The sequence below is a fragment of the Variovorax sp. CCNWLW235 genome (assembly GCF_037204085.1).
In the GTDB taxonomy this organism is placed as follows: domain Bacteria; phylum Pseudomonadota; class Gammaproteobacteria; order Burkholderiales; family Burkholderiaceae_C; genus Variovorax.
Map to the genome: position 1 here is coordinate 23,264 of NZ_JBBCBW010000020.1, position 16,480 is coordinate 39,743.

15 protein-coding genes and 11 tRNA genes are annotated in these 16,480 nt (G+C 64.7%); 3 read left to right on the plus strand and 23 right to left on the minus strand.

Annotated features, from left to right (window positions below):
• Nucleotides 1-54: 54 nt before the first annotated feature.
• From V9L21_RS20015 to V9L21_RS20095, 17 genes are all read right to left on the minus strand, one after another.
• Nucleotides 55-810, minus strand: a complete 756-nt coding sequence (locus V9L21_RS20015) for a response regulator transcription factor (RefSeq protein ID WP_157612154.1) — start codon at nt 808-810, stop codon at nt 55-57.
• Nucleotides 811-817: 7 nt separating this feature from the next.
• Complete coding sequence (locus V9L21_RS20020; protein ID WP_337314685.1) at nt 818-1,108, minus strand: DUF1330 domain-containing protein; 291 nt, start codon at nt 1,106-1,108, stop codon at nt 818-820.
• Nucleotides 1,109-1,176: 68 nt separating this feature from the next.
• Entirely contained in the window at nt 1,177-2,805 is a 1,629-nt protein-coding gene (locus V9L21_RS20025) for a tannase/feruloyl esterase family alpha/beta hydrolase (protein WP_337314686.1), read from the minus strand.
• Between the two features lie 162 nt (nt 2,806-2,967).
• Complete coding sequence (locus V9L21_RS20030) at nt 2,968-3,648, minus strand: Crp/Fnr family transcriptional regulator (RefSeq protein WP_337314687.1); 681 nt, start codon at nt 3,646-3,648, stop codon at nt 2,968-2,970.
• A gap of 242 nt (nt 3,649-3,890) precedes the next feature.
• On the minus strand, nt 3,891-4,454 hold the full coding sequence (locus tag V9L21_RS20035) for an HNH endonuclease (protein WP_337314688.1): 564 nt from the start codon (nt 4,452-4,454) through the stop codon (nt 3,891-3,893).
• A 63-nt stretch (nt 4,455-4,517) separates the two neighbouring features.
• Nucleotides 4,518-4,594 (minus strand) — tRNA-Arg (locus V9L21_RS20040).
• A gap of 7 nt (nt 4,595-4,601) precedes the next feature.
• Nucleotides 4,602-4,675: transfer RNA gene (locus tag V9L21_RS20045), tRNA-His, on the minus strand.
• Nucleotides 4,676-4,694: 19 nt separating this feature from the next.
• Nucleotides 4,695-4,771: transfer RNA gene (locus tag V9L21_RS20050), tRNA-Asn, on the minus strand.
• A gap of 49 nt (nt 4,772-4,820) precedes the next feature.
• A complete protein-coding gene (locus tag V9L21_RS20055) occupies nt 4,821-5,021 on the minus strand; it encodes a short-chain dehydrogenase (RefSeq protein WP_337314689.1) in 201 nt (66 codons plus the stop codon).
• Between the two features lie 97 nt (nt 5,022-5,118).
• Nucleotides 5,119-5,196: transfer RNA gene (locus V9L21_RS20060), tRNA-Arg, on the minus strand.
• A 56-nt stretch (nt 5,197-5,252) separates the two neighbouring features.
• Nucleotides 5,253-5,328, minus strand: a tRNA-Asp gene (locus V9L21_RS20065).
• Nucleotides 5,329-5,353: 25 nt separating this feature from the next.
• A tRNA-Ser gene (locus V9L21_RS20070) sits at nt 5,354-5,429 on the minus strand.
• 100 nt (nt 5,430-5,529) lie between these two features.
• A tRNA-Pro gene (locus tag V9L21_RS20075) sits at nt 5,530-5,605 on the minus strand.
• A gap of 17 nt (nt 5,606-5,622) precedes the next feature.
• Nucleotides 5,623-5,700 (minus strand) — tRNA-Gln (locus tag V9L21_RS20080).
• A gap of 17 nt (nt 5,701-5,717) precedes the next feature.
• Nucleotides 5,718-5,794, minus strand: a tRNA-Glu gene (locus V9L21_RS20085).
• Between the two features lie 88 nt (nt 5,795-5,882).
• A tRNA-Leu gene (locus tag V9L21_RS20090) sits at nt 5,883-5,967 on the minus strand.
• Nucleotides 5,968-6,114: 147 nt separating this feature from the next.
• Nucleotides 6,115-6,191, minus strand: a tRNA-Gly gene (locus V9L21_RS20095).
• A 582-nt stretch (nt 6,192-6,773) separates the two neighbouring features.
• On the opposite strand from V9L21_RS20095, the gene V9L21_RS20100 reads away from it, so the two are divergent.
• Nucleotides 6,774-7,148, plus strand: coding sequence for a hypothetical protein (locus V9L21_RS20100; RefSeq protein ID WP_337314690.1), 375 nt, complete (start codon nt 6,774-6,776; stop codon nt 7,146-7,148).
• A 34-nt stretch (nt 7,149-7,182) separates the two neighbouring features.
• Here the strand turns inward: V9L21_RS20100 and paoC are convergent, their stop codons facing one another.
• From paoC to V9L21_RS20120, 4 genes are all read right to left on the minus strand, one after another.
• Entirely contained in the window at nt 7,183-9,396 is a 2,214-nt protein-coding gene (gene paoC, locus V9L21_RS20105; RefSeq protein WP_337314691.1) for an aldehyde oxidoreductase molybdenum-binding subunit PaoC, read from the minus strand.
• Between the two features lie 5 nt (nt 9,397-9,401).
• Complete coding sequence (locus tag V9L21_RS20110; RefSeq protein ID WP_337314692.1) at nt 9,402-10,352, minus strand: FAD binding domain-containing protein; 951 nt, start codon at nt 10,350-10,352, stop codon at nt 9,402-9,404.
• Complete coding sequence (paoA, locus tag V9L21_RS20115) at nt 10,349-10,999, minus strand: aldehyde dehydrogenase iron-sulfur subunit PaoA (protein WP_337314693.1); 651 nt, start codon at nt 10,997-10,999, stop codon at nt 10,349-10,351. The genes V9L21_RS20110 and paoA overlap by 4 nt, the downstream gene beginning before the upstream one ends.
• A 246-nt stretch (nt 11,000-11,245) precedes the next feature.
• Nucleotides 11,246-12,229 carry an AraC family transcriptional regulator gene (locus tag V9L21_RS20120; protein WP_337314694.1) on the minus strand — a complete coding sequence of 328 codons (984 nt, stop codon included), beginning with the start codon at nt 12,227-12,229 and terminating at the stop codon, nt 11,246-11,248.
• 199 nt (nt 12,230-12,428) lie between these two features.
• Between V9L21_RS20120 and V9L21_RS20125 the strand changes: the two genes are divergently transcribed.
• The gene (locus tag V9L21_RS20125) at nt 12,429-13,301 is read left to right on the plus strand and encodes an alpha/beta fold hydrolase (RefSeq protein WP_337314695.1); all 873 of its coding nucleotides are present in this window, start codon (nt 12,429-12,431) and stop codon (nt 13,299-13,301) included.
• Nucleotides 13,302-13,308: 7 nt separating this feature from the next.
• Here the strand turns inward: V9L21_RS20125 and V9L21_RS20130 are convergent, their stop codons facing one another.
• Both V9L21_RS20130 and V9L21_RS20135 read right to left on the minus strand, forming a co-directional pair.
• Nucleotides 13,309-14,214 (minus strand): beta-1,6-N-acetylglucosaminyltransferase, encoded by a 906-nt coding sequence (locus V9L21_RS20130; RefSeq protein WP_337314696.1) that lies wholly within the window; start codon nt 14,212-14,214, stop codon nt 13,309-13,311.
• Nucleotides 14,215-14,288: 74 nt separating this feature from the next.
• Nucleotides 14,289-15,188, minus strand: a complete 900-nt coding sequence (locus V9L21_RS20135) for a LysR substrate-binding domain-containing protein (RefSeq protein WP_337314697.1) — start codon at nt 15,186-15,188, stop codon at nt 14,289-14,291.
• A gap of 128 nt (nt 15,189-15,316) precedes the next feature.
• Between V9L21_RS20135 and V9L21_RS20140 the strand changes: the two genes are divergently transcribed.
• Nucleotides 15,317-16,477, plus strand: coding sequence for a CaiB/BaiF CoA transferase family protein (locus V9L21_RS20140; RefSeq protein WP_337314698.1), 1,161 nt, complete (start codon nt 15,317-15,319; stop codon nt 16,475-16,477).
• Nucleotides 16,478-16,480: the final 3 nt, after the last annotated feature.

A 16,480-nucleotide genomic window follows, 5' to 3' on the forward strand; every position in this document is an offset into this window, starting at 1 on the left:
TTGCCGGGCTCTCGGGTGCGTTTTGCATTCAGGGCGCCGAAGCGCTTCTGGGGGTTATTTCTTCAACACCAGCACGGCGAGTTCGGTGCGGGTGTTCGCGTGAAGCTTCTGCATGATCCGGCTGACGTGGTTCTTCGCCGTTCCCTCGGCCAGGTTGAGCGCGGTGGCAATCTGGCGATTGCCGTAGCCCTTGGCGATCAGTTCGAGCACGGCAGCCTCGCGGTCGGTCAGCGGCTTGGTTGCCGCGTCGGGCCCCGACAACTCGCCGGGAACGGTGGCCTGCGGTTCGGCGCGCAAGTCCGGCGCAGGCGCGGGCGGCGGCTCCTGCGCAACGCGGTCGGCCAGCAGCCGGAACTGGTCCATCACCTTGCGCGCGATCTGCGGCGTGAGCCGTGACTCGCCGCGGTGCACCGCCCGCACGGTGTCCAGCACCTCTTCCTCCGAGGCGTCCTTGAGTAGATAGGCTTGCGCGCCGGCACGCACCGCGTCGAAGACGAGGTCGTCGCGGTCGAAGGTGGTCAGCACCATCACGCGCGTGTGCGGCAGCGCGGCCGAAATTTCGCGCGTGGCGAGCACGCCGCCCTTGCGCGGCATGTGCAGGTCCATCAGCACCACGTCCGGCAGCAGGCGGCGGGCCAGCTCCACGGCTTCGATGCCGTCGGCCGCCTGGCCCACCACTTCGATGTCCGGCGCGGCATCGAGCAGCATGGCCATGCCGCGGCGGATGAGCGCCTGGTCGTCGGCAATCAGCACGCGAATCCGCGGCGCGGCATGAGGCGCAGGCGCCGACGGCTCGGCAATGGTGCTCATGGCAGGCTCAGACGCCTTCGATGATCCGCAGGTCCCGTTCGGCGCCATCGGCCAGTGCGTCGAGCGCGGCTTGGTAGTCAGCGCTGTCATGCACGGCACGGGCTTGCTCGACGCTGTCGAATTCGATCAGCACGGTACGCTCGGGCAAGCCGTATTCATAAACCTGGGCGGGCATGCCCCGCGCCAGGAAACGACCGCCGCCCGCGGCGATTGCGGGGCCGGCGAGTTTTGCATAGGCCGCGAGTTTGTCGGCATCCTTGACGGCACGGTACGCGCTGACCCAATAGGCTTTTGCCATGGTGATTTCTCTCAGTTGCAGAGCGAGCAATATAGCGTGCTCGCCGCTTCACCGCTTGGGTGCGCAACTCAGGAGGCGCAGGCGTAGTTGGCCGCCAACCTGGACGCTGCAGCGTCATTCGCCGGCCCGGTGTATCGCGGATATTGCGGGTACTGGCACAGCGGCCGGCTGAGCAGAACCGCGCCATCGGCATCACGTTTCTCCGCCACCAGCGTGGCCGGTGCCGCGCTCTTCGTCACCCATTGGTCGAGTGCCGTCAGCAGGTCTGCCGAATCGGCGCCCGGTCCTCCGGCGCAGTGGTTCACCCCCGGCGCCACGTAGAAGCGCGTGGATGCATCGGCGGCCGGGGCACCCACCGCGTTTCGCATGTTCGCGTGGTACTCGACGGTCGACCGGGCGCTGAGCGCGGAATCGTTTCCGCCGTGCCACAAGATCAGCTTGCCGCCGCTGTTGATGAACGGCCGGATGTCCGCGTTGGTCGCGTCGTTGAGTGCGGCCATGGCATAGAGCGCGTTCTGGTTCTGGTCCCAGGGCGTGTAGGTCAGCGAATCGACTGTGCGGTCACGGGCGAGGTAGTTCTTGACGGTCGTGTCCTGAAACAGGAACTGCAGCGCCATGGTGACATTGCCGTCGCCCGTGAGCCACGTCCGCCAGGCACCGGGGTCGTCCTCATTGCCTGTCAGGTTCCACCCCGCGTTGCGGAAGGTGGGGCTGCCCGTGAACGCGGCTTCGGTCGTCCACGAAGTCACCACGTCGAGCTGTGCATCCGACAGGCAGCTGTCGCCGGTATCGCCCCCGCCGGCGCAGCGCAGCGCGGCAACGTTGACCACCGCCGGCGTGCATGCGGCCTGGTTCGACACAACGCTGTCGGTGACGCCGTCGAGCCCGTCGCACGCGTCTCGCACATGCTTGCTCAGAAGGGCCGTCTTCGCGGCGCTGAATGCACCGCCGGGTGCGGCAAGCGCCCTGGAGTTGCGGTTGAAGGCACCCATGAACCCGACCCAGTTGTAGGCGGGTGCGCGTGCAATGACGCCGTCGAAGAGGTTCGGTGAGCGCTGCACTGCCATCAATGCTTCCCGTCCGCCGTTCGAGCAACCCTCGAAGTACGACTTGGCCGGCAACGCTCCGTAGGCCGTCGCCAGCGTCTCCGTGGCGGTCGACATCACCGTGGGTACCGAGAGGCTGCCGAACAACTGGGCGGCAAAGGTGTCGGTCAACGCGAAGTCCGCGCTCAATGCGCTGCCCTGATGGCCGGAGTCGCTGGCAACCACGGCGTAGCCCTGCTTGAGCGCCGGTGCCCCGGGCGGCGAGATGGCGCCGTTGTAGCCGCCCCCGCCCTGGTAGTAGAGCTTGCCGTTCCACGCCTCCGGCAGCGAGATCTGAAAGTTCAATGCCGGCGCGATCGTGCCGGTGACCTTGCAGTACACGGGAGTGCTTGCCACTGCCGCCTCCATCACGGCCGTCAGCGCGGCGCCCGCAACGGTTTTTCCGTTCAGGTCGCTGCACGCCTTTTGAGCCGTGACAACCGGCGGCGCAGGCGGCGGATTTTCGGGTTGTGCCGCCGGAGGAGCGGGAAGCGGAAAAAAGGGCGTGCCGTTGTCGGAGCCGCCGCCGCACGCCGCCAGCATCGCCACGCTGACAGCAGCAGCATGGAGCTTCACGCGAGGCAATGATGCCTTTGAGAGTAAGAAGTGCATGTCTCTATTCCTTTGTCAGTTTTCTGCCGGCGCACCGCATCGAGATTGAGCGATGCCGATCAGATTCTGAAAGGCGAGAACATTGGCAACTGTTCCGGGACGGACATTCGGACCGCTAATTTCTAAGGAAAAACCCTTCGGCTTCGAGGCATGCCGGCCCGGCTACGGATACCTCGCAAGTGCCTGCCGGTCCATGACCGTGATGTAGCCGTAGCCCCGCTGGATGAGGCCTGCGGTCTCCAGTTCGGTCAACGCGATGTTGACGCGCTGGCGCGAGATGCCGACCAGCAGCCCGATCTCCTCCTGGTTGATCCGCAGTGTGGAATCGGTATTCGGATAGAGCACCGGATGGAAGAGGCTGGAGATGCCGCGTGCCACGCGCGCCGTCGGTTCGAGCAGCCGGTCGAACTTCACCATGGCGATGAATTGCCCCAGCCGCTCGTTCAGATGCGAAAGCATGAAATGGTTGAACGGAATGCTTCGATCGAGCAGCCACGAGAACGTGGCCCTCGGCAGGTGGACCGTGATAGTCGGCCGCGTTGCCATGACCTCGTACCTGCGGTGCTCCGGCTTCAGCAGCGACCCTTCGCCGATCCATCCGCTGGCCGCGACCCCGGTAAACATGACCAGGCGGCCGTCCACCGTGGTGTCCTGAACACGAAGAAAGCCTTCGAGCACGCCGATCCAACTGTCGGCCATCTCGTCTCGCTGGCACACATAGGAGTGCGCTTCATGGTGGCGAACGTACAGGGCCTCGAATGCCTTCGTTCGCTCAGCCTGCGTGAGCGCGCGCGGCCAGATGCACCGTTCGAAGAAAGCATTCAGTTCCTTGGCCGGCAGCATGCGTTACCACCACGCCAGGCGAGAGACATGGGCGCGGGCAAAGAACGAACCAGAGCGGACTCTCATTGCGAATTTCCTTCAGGTGCCGAATCCTATGGGCGCTGGCTTGCCGAGTTTGTAGCGCGGACGACATTTACGCCTTTGCACCGCTGGGACAAACCCTGACTGGAGAGCGATGCGAAGCGCTTCGCATGGCGCGAAAAGAAAAAGGGGCGCCCCTCGCGGAGCGCCCCTTTGTTCGTTCAGTTGAGCCTGGAGCCCTTCGGCAACCGGCTCGCGAGCCACTCGTGCACATCGGCTCGCACGTTCCGGCCTTCCAGAAGAAAGTCTTCCCAGCGGCTTGGCACGTACGGCAGGTAGACCAGCTTCATGCCCGCTTCCTCGGGCAAGCGGTCGGCCTTCTCCGAGTTGCAGGCGCGGCACGCCGCGACCAGGTTCATCCAGTTCCAACCGCCGCCGCGGCTGACGGGAAGAATGTGCTCGCAGGTGAGATCTTGTTCGCGAAAGTGCTGCGCGCAGTAGGCGCAGGTGAAGCGGTCGCGCACGAAGAGCTTGCGCCGGCTGAAGGCCGGCGTGTGATCGAACAGGTTCACCTTTGCGCAGCCCTTGAGCGCAATGATCGGCGAAATCTCCAGCCGGGATTCCGCGCCGCGCGCCACGTTGAAGCCCCCGTGCATCGTCGCCAGCGGACCAGCACCGTCCTCCCACACAACGGAGTCCGTTGCGTAGTGAGCAGCAGCGTGCTCAAGCGAGATCCAGGCCTGCGGCGTTCCCTGGATGTCGAGCTGAAGAACTTGGGGTTTCATGATGACGGCCTCCTTTCATGGCCGAGCGCTTTTTTAGAGGGGAATCTCCTGTTTCGTGTTTGTTGGACCAGCCGGCTGGATCCGCCCCAGCGACCTCGCGCTTCGGAGGCGCGCGCGCTGTCTGACTGCGCCACGGCTGGAAAAAATTGGGGTGCACGAACGGAATCGAACCGTCGTCAGCTGGACCACAACCAGCGGCTCTGCCATTGAGCTACGCGCACCGTAAGCGCTGGGAAAAAATGGCTCCTCGACCTGGGTTCGAACCAGGGACCTTCGCATTAACAGTGCGACGCTGCTACCAGCTGAGCTACCGAGGAAAAAAGAATGTGTTCGATCGAGTGGGCGCCGGCAGCATTGCCGCGGCTGCTACCACTCGCCGATCTCGCGCACGCGCTGATCGAAGTCGAGCTTCTCGAACCGCTCGCGTGCGCGTTCGACCTCCCGCTGGCGCTGCCCGGTCATCGCGCCGAAGCTGCGTGTGACCGCCTGCACAAGAGCGCTGCGAGGCTTGGGCTCGGACACCATGATGCGGGTCGCCGGCCGGCGGTGGCTGGTGGTGAGTCGCATGGATGTCCTCCGTTGGTCGCGCTGGGCGGTGGTGAATGATCTCTGTATATCGGCGGGCGCCGTGAAATGTTGAGCGGCTGCTCGCACTCCAGGTGTATGGCCCCACGCACACGATTCGAACGTGCAACCCCCGGCTTCGTAGGCCGGTGCTCTGATCCAGTTGAGCTAACGCGGGAAGAAAAATGGATGAATGATGTCGCCCGACGCGAGGCGAGTCGAACGCGGAGAAGATGGCGATCCGTAGGGGAGTCGAACCCCTGGCTTCCTCCTAGACAGGGAGGCACTCTGGCCACTGAGTTAACGGATCGAAGTAGTAATAAATGTGCTGGGCATGGACCTGACGAGGGCTGCTTACGAGCCACTTGCGCGGCCACGGCTTAGCAAGCCGCTGCCTTGGACCTCTCGGCCAATGCTCCAATGGTGTCCGGTTACGAGTTCCGGCGCCTCCCAATCTTTGAGGCCGGTTTCCACGAGAGGACGACGCGAATCGCCCGGTCTCGCTCTTGTGTGGTCGAGGCGGCAGAAATCGAATCTGCGACCTGATGCTCCCAAAGCAACCGCGCTGCCAACTGCGCTACGCCCCGAATTTCTGGTTGTGAATTGGCACGCCGTGGTCGATTCGAACGACCGATTGCCTGAGTCAAAGTCAGGTGCCTTGGTCCAGCTTGGCGAACGGCGCGTAAGGTAGTCGAACGATGGAGTCGTATGCGGGATTCGAACCCGCGTCTACAAGGATGAAAACCTTGTGTCCTAAGCCACTAGACGAATACGACGTGAATCTGCGAATGAAGCCCGCACTCCGGATCGAACGAAGAAGCTAGCTTTTAAAGGCGGGCTGATCTATGCGGGCGAACTGACTGGTGGTGCCCCAAGAGAGCCTCGAACTCTCATGACTTTCGTCCCCGGCTTCTGAGGCCGGTGCGTCTTCCAATTCCGCCATCGGGGCATTCCATTTCGGTTGTGTCTTCACGCGATTCGAGCGCTTGCGCGCCCACGTCGGCATCGCTGCACATGGTTGGGTCCAGACCGTGCACATCCCTCCAGGCCGCCGGCGCGGTTGGCCTCTGGAGGTGCTGCAAAGGCACACCCGAAATGGAGCAGCAGGAGGGCTTCGATCCCCCGGCCTCAACGTTGGCGACGTTGCGCTCTACCTGGCTGAGCTACGGCTGCATGTTCTTGCGGATCGTCGGCCCACCAGTGAGGGGCGCGATCCGCGGCAAATTTTTAAAGAGCGTTCACCGGCGCCGCTCGGCGGGTGAATTCACGGCAGCGCGATCACTGCAGTGGCGGCCGGCAACAAGTGCCGTTCGCGGTAGGTGGTGCGAAAAGAACAAAAAGGCCCGGATCCATTTCGGAATCCGGGCCTCTGATGAGAGAGCTTGGAAGGTATGCGCCTACGCGCTACCTCCACCCGGGTGCGGCTGATCCTCGTGCTGCTGTCCGAGCCACAAGGTGGCCGACGCTGCGGGAAGGGAGTTCAACTGCGAATGCATGTTGAACGCCGCCAGACCGCGACCGCCGCGAAACGAGACGCGCACGAACGTCCGGCCCGATGCCGGTCGGTTGTTCAGTGAGGTCATGTTTGCTTTCACGATGGTTTCCAGTGCTTGGCGAAGAAGTTCTCGATGATTCGAAGTTGGTTGTTGCGGATGAAACGGGGACGAAGCATTTCGTCGATGGGATGTACTGTAAACTCGGTTTACTAATTCGCGCAACACTTTTTTTGAGTGTTGTGTTTTTTTCTCACCAAGCATGTCTCTTCCAGCTATCCGCCGCAACAACGTCCTGCTTCTGTTCGGTGAGTTTGTTGCGGAGCATGCGGCCAACGGGGCGGAGCCGCTCGGCCTGGCGGCCAAGTTTGCACAGAAGCTGCAGATCTCGGCCAGCATGTGGAGCCAGATCAAGAAGGGCCGGGTGATCTCCGACAAGCTGGCCCGGCAGATCGAGTCCCATTGCGGAAAGACTCCACTCTGGCTCGATGCGCCACAAGCCGCCGAGCCCTTGCCCGACGCGGGGGAGGAGCGGTTCGTGGAACTGGCGCGCCAGGCATACAGGGCACAGAACGCGCGCGGCAAGCGCGCGCTGCGCACCATCTTGCTGGAGCACGCGAACCCACCAGAGGGCTAAAGCCCCCGGTAGATCGCAAGTGCCGGAGCCCGGCTCAGGCCACTGGCGGCAGGCGGTCCAGCAATTTGTCGAGCGTGATCGGGTAGTTGCGCACCCGGGCACCCGTGGCGTTGTAGACGGCGTTGGCCACCGCGGCCGCAACGCCGCACATGCCGAGCTCGCCTACGCCCTTGGCCTTCATCGGCGACGAGATCGGGTCCGTCTCATCGAGAAAGATCACTTCCTGGTGCGGAATGTCGGCGTGCACCGGCACCTCGTAGCCCGCCAGGTCGTGGTTGACGAAGAAGCCGTGCCGCTTGTCTAGCGCCAGCTCTTCCATCAATGCGCCGCCAACGCCCATCGTCATGGCGCCGATCACCTGGCTGCGCGCCGACTTGGGGTTGAGAATGCGGCCGGCCGCACACACAGCGAGCATGCGCCGGACGCGTATCTCGCCCGTGACGGCGTCGACGCCCACCTCCACGAAATGCGCGCCGAAGGTGGACTGCTGGTACTTCTTGTCGAGGTCTCCGTACTCGATGCCGTCCTCGGCCACCAAGCCGTTTGTGCCTGCCGCGTCTGCGATGGGCACCACGCGCTCGCCGGACCGCACCATGCCGTCCGAAAATTCCACGCCCGCCGCAGCAGCAAAGCCCAGCTTGCTTGCGATGGCTTCGCGCAGCTTCATGCAGGCCGCATAGACACCGGAAGTCGAATTATTGGCACCCCACTGCCCGCCGGAGCCGGCCGAAACGGGGTAGGCCGAGTCTCCCAGTCGCACTTGGACCTTGTCGAGCGGCACGCCCATGGTTTCCGCGGCGGTCTGCGCAATGATGGTGTAAGTGCCCGTGCCGATGTCGGTCATGTCGGTTTCGACCGTGACCATGCCGCGGTTGTCCAGACGCACACGTGCGGCTGACTTGGTCAGCAGGTTGTTGCGGAATGCCGCGGCAACGCCCATTCCCACGAGCCAGCGCCCGTCACGCTGCCGGCCTGGCGACGCGTTGCGCTTGCTCCAGCCGAAGCGCTCGGCGCCTGTGCGCATGCACTCGATCAGCTTGCGCTGCGAGTAGGGGCGCTCCGGTTTTTCAGGGTCGACCTGGGTGTCGTTGAGCACGCGAAACTCGATCGGATCGAGCCCGAGCTTCTCGGCCATTTCGTCCATGGCAATCTCCAGCGCCATCATGCCCGGCGCTTCGCCGGGCGCACGCATGGCGTTGCCCTCGGGCAGGTCGAGCACGGCAAGCCGCGTGGTCGTCAGGCGGTTGGCACCCGCATAGAGCAGGCGTGTCTGGTTGACGGCAGTCTCGGCCTGGCCGCCCGGCAGGTCGCCGGACCAGCCTTCGTGCGCAATGGCCGTGATCTTGCCGTCCCTTGCGGCGCCGATGCGGATGCGCTGGATGGTCGCCGGCCGATGCGTGGTGTTGTTCATCATCAGCGGCCGCTGCAGGGCCACCTTCACGGGGCGCTTTGCCGCCCGCGCACCCAATGCGGCAAGCAATGCATCCGAGCGCACGAACAGCTTGCCGCCGAAGCCGCCGCCGATGAAGGGCGACACCAGGCGCACATTCGCTTTCGGAATGCCGAGCGTCTTGGCGACATCGCCGACGCCCCAGGCGATCATCTGGTTCGATGTCCAGATGGTGAGCTTGTCACCCTTCCACTGCGCGATGGAAGCGTGCGGCTCCATCATGGCGTGCGACTCGTCGGGCGTGGTGTAGGTGGCATCGAGCTGCACCGGGGCTGCGGCAAACGCACCCGGAAAGTCCCCGGTCCTGGTTTCCGGCTGGCCCGAAAACGGATTGGGTTCGGGCAGCTGCGCCGCACCCATCTCGGCCGACAGGTCGAAGCGTCCCTGTGTTCGCGTGTACTCGATCCGCACCAGCTGCGCCGCGGCACGCGCCTGCTCGAAGGTGTTGGCCACGACCACCGCGACCGCCTGGTGGTAGTGATCGATCTCGGGCCCGCCCAGGAGCTTGGCCGTATTGAAGTCGCCCTTGCCGAGCTTGCCTGCGTTGCGCGCCGTGACGATCGCCAGCACGCCCGGGGCCGCGCGTGCGGCGTTCAGGTCCATCGAGGCGATGCGGCCTTTTGCGATGCCGGCGCCAACCACGTAGCCATAGGCGGCATTGGGCACTTCGGAGTTGCGTTCATAGGTATAGCGTGCGGAGCCCGTGGTCTTGACCGGGCCGTCGATCCGGTCGGTCGGCTTGCCGATGATCTTGAGCTGGTCAATCGGGTTGGTGGTGGCGGGTGTGTCGAATTTCATGATGGTCAGCTCCTCGCTTGCACCAGCGCCGCGGCCAGCGCGCGCTCGGCCAATGGCAACTTGAATGCGTTCTCGTGGGTCGGCTGCGCGCCGGCCAGCAGCTGTGCGGTCACGGCCTTGGCGCCCTGCGGCATTGCGGCCTCCGCGGACTCCAGGCGCCACGGCTTGTGCGCCACGCCGCCCAGGGCCACGCGGCCGGAGCCGTCGCGCTGAACGATGGCCGCAACGGACACGAGCGCAAAGGCATAGGAGGCCCGATCACGTACCTTGCGGTACACCTGCGTGCCGCCAATCGGCTTGGGCAGCGTGACGCTGGTGATCAGCTCGTCCTGCTCCAGCGCCGTTTCGATGTGCGGCGTGTCGCCGGGCAGGCGGTGAAAGTCGGCAATCGGAATCACGCGGGTGCGGCCATCGGGGCGCACCGTTTCCACGGTCGCGTCGAGCACGCGCATGGCCACCGCCATGTCGCTGGGGTGCGTCGCAATGCAGGCCTTGCTGGTGCCGACCACCGCATGCTGGCGGGTAACGCCGCCGATGGCGCTGCAACCGCTCCCGGGCTGGCGCTTGTTGCACGGCTGGTCGGTGTCGTAGAAGTACGGGCAGCGCGTGCGCTGCAGCAGGTTGCCCGCCGTCGTTGCCTTGTTGCGCAACTGGCCGGAGGCACCGGCCAGCAGCGCACGCGACAGCACGCCGTAGTCGCGGCGCACGCGCTCGTCGGCCGCCAGGTCGGTGTTGCGCACCAGTGCGCCCACACGCAAGCCGCCGTCGGCCGTGGGTTCGATCTTGTCCAGTGCAAGGCCGTTCACGTCGACCAGGTGCGGCGGCGCTTCGATCTGCAGCTTCATAAGGTCCAGCAGGTTGGTGCCGCCCGCGATGAACTTGGCACCCGGGTTGCGCGCGATGGCCGAGGCGGCCTGTGCCGGAGACTGCGCCTTCTCGTAGGTGAACGGCTTCATGCTCTGCTCCCCGCCACTTCGGTGATGGCCTCGACGATGTTGGAGTACGCACCGCAGCGGCAGATGTTGCCGCTCATGCGCTCGCGCAGCTCATCGGCCGAGAGCATCGGGCGCGCAGTGAGGTCGGCGCTCACGTGGCTCGGCACGCCGCGCTTCACCTCGTCGATCACGCCGACCGCCGAGCAGATCTGGCCCGGCGTGCAGTAGCCGCATTGGTAGCCGTCGTGCTTGACGAATGCCGCCTGCAGCGGATGCATGTTCTGCGGTGTGCCCAACCCTTCGATGGTGGTGACCTGCCCGCCGTCGTGCATGACGGCGAGCGTCAGGCAGGAGTTGATCCGCCTTCCGTCGGCAATGACCGTGCAGGCGCCGCACTGGCCGTGGTCGCAGCCCTTCTTGGTGCCGGTCAGGTGCAGGTGCTCACGCAACGCGTCGAGCAGGGTGGTGCGCGTATCGAGGTCGAGCGAGTGCGCTTTGCCGTTGACGGTCAGCGACAGCTTCGCGCGGGGCACCGCATTTGCCGAGGAGGCGGCAGGCGCAGCGGCAGCAGGGGCGGAAGACGACACCGCCGCGGCAGTGGCGGCGGTTGCGGCGCCGACAATGAGCGCGTCGCGTCGGGAGATCAGGTGGGTCGTGGGACTGTCCATATCAGCTCCTGTTGTTCGAGGTTCGTGGGTTCGTGGGCAATCACCGCTGATATCGCGAGCCATCAGCGATGGCAATAGGAGACCGGCTCTTTGTTGCCGGATGAGTTCCCCGACAGCAAAAAGTCCTCAGCCCGCAAGACCAGGCCAGATCACCATTTTTCTGGCGCCACACGCGGAATCGATAGAGCATTCCGCTTCTTTTCTTGCCTGATCCTCTGTGCGCGCAAGCGCCGCCGGCGCAAAAGCTCAATCGTTCAGGGCAGGGCGGCGTCGAACGAAATCTTTTGCATGCGTTTGCACGTTGGCGCCGCGCGCGCCGTCTCGCAGCACCTCGATGTCTCGCTTGGGCGGTGCTCCGAACAGGCGGCTGTATTCGCGGCTGAACTGCGAGGGGCTTTCATAGCCGACCTTGAAGGCGGCGCTCGCCGCGTCGGAGTGCTCGCTCAGCATCAACCGCTTCGCTTCGTTCAGCCGCAGCCACTTCTGGTACTGCAGCGGGCTCATGGCGGTGAGCTGGCGAAAGTGGTGATGAAACGTGGGCGCGCTCATCTGCACGCGCGCTGCGAGTTCATCGACGCGCAACGGCGAGGCGTAGTTCAGCTTGAGCCAATCGATGGCTCTTGCAATCCGGTATCCCTGTCCGTCCACGGAGGCAATCTGCCGCAGCTTGGGCGCCTGGTCGCTCATCAGCAGCCGGTAGTGAATCTCGCGATGGATCAGGGGCGCGAGAACAGGAATGGCCGCAGGCTCGTCGAGCAGCTCCAGCAGCCGCCCGAACGGCGCCAGCAGCGCGGGTGTTGCCGCGCCGATTCCCACACCCACGCCGGGCGAGCGATCGCGATGCGGCGGCAGGCCGCCCTGCGCGACCAGCTCGGTCAGCACCCGCACGTCCAGCTTCAGCACCAGGCCGAGGCAGGGCCGCTCAGGGCTTGCCGCCAGCACTTCGGAATTGGCGGGCACATCGAGCGAGGTGACGAGAAAACGCGACGTGTCGTACGGATAGGCGTCGCCGCCCACCCACATCTGCTTTGCGCCCTGCGCGACAAGCACGATGCTCGGTTCGACCATGCACACGACAGGCGACGCCGGGGCTTCGCGCCGAAAGAAGCCGAGGCCGGCAATGGGCGTTTCGAAGTCGCCCGACCCGGTTGTTCGCGCACCGATGATGCGGGCCATGGCCTCGTGCGGCGGAACGGGCTGGGCGGCCGTGTCGTGGGGTGTGGGTGCCATGTTGCTGGAGCCTCCGCGAAGCACTCTAATGCGCGGGCCCATCTTCATCCGCAAAATAGCGACGGCCCCAGAGGATCAGGCAAGAAATTGAGCGGAATGCGCAAACGATCGGTTGGGCGCCCCTTCAGAACGGGCAGTTGCCCGGCTTGCCGCATCGGAGCGTACCCTTTGATTCAACCGATGAAAGGAGAACCACGAAATGAAAGCCGATCCAGCACGCCGCGAAAGCTTCGATATTGCAGGCTGCAGGATTTCCGCCGTGGTGGGCGGAAACCGGAACCACCCGGCTGTCTTGCTCCTGCATGGGTTCCCGAGCTCGTCGCGTACCTTCAGGAACATCATCCCGCGCTTGTCTGAAACATGCTTCGTGATTGCGCCGGATCTTCCGGGTTCGGGCGAGTCAAATCTCGTTCCGGATGCGACCTTTGCCCGCTTCGCCGACCTGATCGAAGCGCTGCTGGAAGAGCTTGGCATTGCGAATGCCTATCTGTATCTGCACGACTTCGGCGCGCCTGTGGCCTTGGAGTTGGCAATGCGCGACCCCCGCCGCGTGCTGGGCCTGATCGTCCAGAACGCCAACGCGCATCGCACGGGCATGGGGCCGCAATGGCGCGGCACGATCGACTATTGGAACGCGCCCACGAAAGAAAACGAGCAAGCCGCCACGGCGCATCTCACCTTCGAAGGCGTGCGCGCCGAGTATGTCGGCGGTGTGCCGGACGACATTGCCTCGCGCATCTCCGCTGACAACTGGATCGAAGACTGGCGCACGATGAGCCGGCCCGGCCATCTGGAACTGCAACGCGCCCTGGTGAAGGACTATGGGAACTACGTGGCCCGCTTCGACGACATCGCGCGGTACCTGCGCGACCACCAGCCGCCGGCGCTCATGCTCTGGGGACGGCATGACAGCTACTTCGATTGCGCCGAGATTCTCTCCTGGCTGCAAGACCTGCCGCGCATGGAAGCGCATGTTCTGGACGGCCCGCACATGCTGCTCGAAACCCACGCCGAGTACTGTGCGGAGCAGATCGCCGATTTCGTGCAGCGAGCGCATCCGGTCCCCGGCTGAGCCAAGGCTACGCCGTCTTCCTGTTTTGCTCCGCGACCAGGTCGTCGTCGATGTCGTCCAGCATGTCGCACAGGTCGCCCGAGGCCTCGCTTCCCACCTTGCGCACGAACCAACTGCCCGACGCGACGATCTCCTCGTAGTCGGCCGCGTGAAACCAGCGCGACAGCGAGGGATCGATCAGGTGCAGGTTGGCTGCGTCCCACACACCCGACCCACTGACGCGCTTCACGCTGTGCCGCAGCGGAGAATGTGCAAGCAGGGTATGAAAGTAGATTTCGTCGGGCGCCTTGGAGAACCGCAGAAAGCGCTTCACGGGCTCTTCGAGCGGATGCGATACGAGGTACCCCACCGCTTCGGGGTTGAGTGCCCACCACTGCGATCCGAAGTGCCATTGCGGAAAAAGCGAAAGCGAACGGCGGCCGAGTTTGCCGGCCAATTGCAGCAGGCCGCGCGCCAGCCGCACCAGCGTGAACTTGCGTCCATCGACTGGCAGGTCTTGGTAGAACCAGAAATGGCGTATGCGCTCATGCAGCTTGCGCGTGCTTGCCAGGGGAATCATCTTGATGAAGTTCATGCCCGCATGCGAGCGCGAGTAGGCACCAAACTCTTCCAGCGGCCGCACCGGGTAGCAGTTGCCAGAGAGCAGCACGAAATGGCTTACCTGCGATGCCTCGCACCCTGCGAGAGCAGCCCGCATGAGCCTCAAGGTGGCATCGACCTGCGAGACGGCGCCCCAGCGCACGTCGACGCGGTCGTGCACGTAGCTCACGCGCGGGTCTTCGATGCGGAAATCCGAAAGATCGGACTTTGCATCGACATGAACAAAGCAGCGGCCCACGGACGCGAGCCGCCGCAGCAGCCGTTTGACCTGCTGTGGATCCGTATGGACAAGCAATAGGAATACCGGGCTCATGTCGCGGTGCGCTCAGTGTTTGGGGTTCTTTCGATCATGCAAGAAGAATGCCCCGGACACTAGCTCGGCCGCCGCTAGTGGGTACCCTGCAGGCTGCTTCGCAGCGCCAGCTTGCGCACGATGGTCGAGAACGCACGCGTGGCCGCCGCGTCGCGCGCCACGGGCGACCACAGCATGCCGGGCGTGCGCACCGGGGTGGGGCTTTCGAGCCGCACGACCACAAGGCCCGACTGAGCAGTAACGACGTTGGCGGCCATGATGGAAGCCAGCTGCGTCTTGGCGACCAGGTCCATCATGGGCGCCAGCGTGTTGATCTCCGCCACCACGTGCGGCTGCGCACCGCAGGAGCGAAAGCATTCGTCCAGCATCTGGCGGGTGGCAAAGCTGCCCGGCAGCAGCACCATGGGCAGGCGATGCAGCTCCACCATGCGCACGCGCTTGCGCCGCGCAAGGGGGTGCTTCTTCGCCACCACCAGCACCATCTCTTCGTTGTAGAGCGGTTCGAACTGCAGCGGGCCGGGCGCATTCGGTCGGTAGGCAATGCCCAGGTCGAGCGTGCCCTGCTGCAGCCGCGCGGCAATCTGGTCGGCCGAGAGTTCTTCCACCACCACCTTCACCTGCGGGTGCTTTCCGTGAAAGCTCGCAATGCAGTCGGGAATGAAACCCAGGTTGAAGGTGTGCGTGGAGCCCACGCGCAGCTCGCCCGCTATGTCGGAGCTGCTCTGGCGCAGTGCACCCAGGCCCAGGTCGATCTCGTGCAGGGCCTTGGTGCAGTAGTGCAGAAACTCGTCGCCCGCCTCGGTCAGGCTCACGCGCTTGCCGATGCGGTCGAACAGCGGCTGGCCGATTTCTTCTTCGAGTTGCTTGATCTGGTGCGACAGCGTCGACTGCGTCACATGCAGGCGCTCGGCCGCACGGGTGAAGTTGAGCGAGCCTGAAAGAGCGATGAAGTAGCGCAGGTGCCGGAGTTCCATAGCGATGCTTTTTTTGGGTGCCGATGATCGATGGCATCGATGCTAACGATGAAAAACAATCATTTTCAGGAACGGCCGCTGCCGCCTACAGTTTCTTCCAGTCCTTACAACTATCAGGAGACGCCTCGGTGCAAAAAGTCCTCAGCGGCATCAAGGTGCTGGAACAAGGCACGTTCATTACCGGGCCGGCCGCGGGCATGTTTCTCGCGGACCTGGGCGCCGACGTGGTGAAGATCGAGCAGCCCGGCGCAGGCGACCCGTTCCGCGCCTTTCGCGGCGGGCTCTACAGCCCCCACTTCCAGACCTACAACCGCAACAAGCGCAGCATCACGCTCAACCCCAAGCTGCCCCAAGACGCGGCCGTGTTCGACGAGCTCGTCAAGGATGCGGACGTCTACATCCAGAATTTCCGTCCCGGCGCGGCCGAGCGGCTGGGTGCGGGCGAAGCCCGCCTGCGCGAGCTCAATCCGCGGCTGGTGTATTGCGCCATCAGCGGCTTCGGGCAGACGGGCCCCGCCGCCGGCAGGCCCGCCTATGACACGGTGGCGCAGGCCGCGAGCGCCTTTCTCAAGCTGCTGGTGAACCCGGCCAACCCACGCGTGGTGGGCCCCGCGCTCGCCGACGCCATGACCGGCTTCTACGCCGCCTACGGCGTGCTCGGTGCGTTGGTCGAGCGCGGCCGCACCGGCCGTGGGCGCGCGGTGGAAGTGTCGATGCTGGAGGCCATGTGCCACTTCAACCTCGACGCATTCACGCACTACTTTTCAGAGAGCGAGGTCATGGGTCCGTTCAGCCGGCCGAGCGTGTCGCAGTCCTACGTGCTGGAGTGCGCGGACGGCCTCTGGATTGCGCTGCACATGTCGTCGCCCGAAAAGTTCTGGCAGGGCTTGGCCAATGCCATCGAGCGGCCACAGCTTTTTGCCGACCCGCGCTTCGCCTCGCGCGAGGCGCGCATCGCCCATCAGGAAGACCTGATCACGCTGCTCGGCGAGCTGTTCCGCCAACAGCCGCGCGCCACCTGGTGCGCCCGGCTCGAGGCGGAAGACGTGCCGCACGCGCCCATGTACGACACACGCGAGGCGATGGAAGACCCGCAGGCGCGGCATCTGCAATTGGAGGTGAGCGCGCCGCACCCGGAGGGCGGCGAATGGCGCACCATCCGCTCGCCCGTGAGCTTCGACGGCGAGCGCCCGCTGGAAGTGACGGCGCCGCCCACGCTCGGCGCCGACAACGCATCCATCGTCGATCCGATCCGCAAGCGCCTGGGGCAGCCGCCGGGCGCAAGCTGAATC

Coding starts and splice junctions, on each gene's coding strand:
- paoA (WP_337314693.1), bottom strand. CDS start 10,999: ATGGACAGTCCCACGACCCACCTGATCTCCCGACGCGACGCGCTCATT.
- V9L21_RS20110 (WP_337314692.1), bottom strand. CDS start 10,352: ATGAAGCCGTTCACCTACGAGAAGGCGCAGTCTCCGGCACAGGCCGCC.
- V9L21_RS20055 (WP_337314689.1), bottom strand. CDS start 5,021: ATGCGACTCACCACCAGCCACCGCCGGCCGGCGACCCGCATCATGGTG.
- V9L21_RS20135 (WP_337314697.1), bottom strand. CDS start 15,188: ATGGAACTCCGGCACCTGCGCTACTTCATCGCTCTTTCAGGCTCGCTC.
- V9L21_RS20125 (WP_337314695.1), top strand. CDS start 12,429: ATGAAAGCCGATCCAGCACGCCGCGAAAGCTTCGATATTGCAGGCTGC.
- V9L21_RS20120 (WP_337314694.1), bottom strand. CDS start 12,229: ATGGCACCCACACCCCACGACACGGCCGCCCAGCCCGTTCCGCCGCAC.
- V9L21_RS20130 (WP_337314696.1), bottom strand. CDS start 14,214: ATGAGCCCGGTATTCCTATTGCTTGTCCATACGGATCCACAGCAGGTC.
- paoC (WP_337314691.1), bottom strand. CDS start 9,396: ATGAAATTCGACACACCCGCCACCACCAACCCGATTGACCAGCTCAAG.
- V9L21_RS20025 (WP_337314686.1), bottom strand. CDS start 2,805: ATGCACTTCTTACTCTCAAAGGCATCATTGCCTCGCGTGAAGCTCCAT.
- V9L21_RS20015 (WP_157612154.1), bottom strand. CDS start 810: ATGAGCACCATTGCCGAGCCGTCGGCGCCTGCGCCTCATGCCGCGCCG.
- V9L21_RS20035 (WP_337314688.1), bottom strand. CDS start 4,454: ATGAAACCCCAAGTTCTTCAGCTCGACATCCAGGGAACGCCGCAGGCC.
- V9L21_RS20100 (WP_337314690.1), top strand. CDS start 6,774: ATGTCTCTTCCAGCTATCCGCCGCAACAACGTCCTGCTTCTGTTCGGT.
- V9L21_RS20020 (WP_337314685.1), bottom strand. CDS start 1,108: ATGGCAAAAGCCTATTGGGTCAGCGCGTACCGTGCCGTCAAGGATGCC.
- V9L21_RS20030 (WP_337314687.1), bottom strand. CDS start 3,648: ATGCTGCCGGCCAAGGAACTGAATGCTTTCTTCGAACGGTGCATCTGG.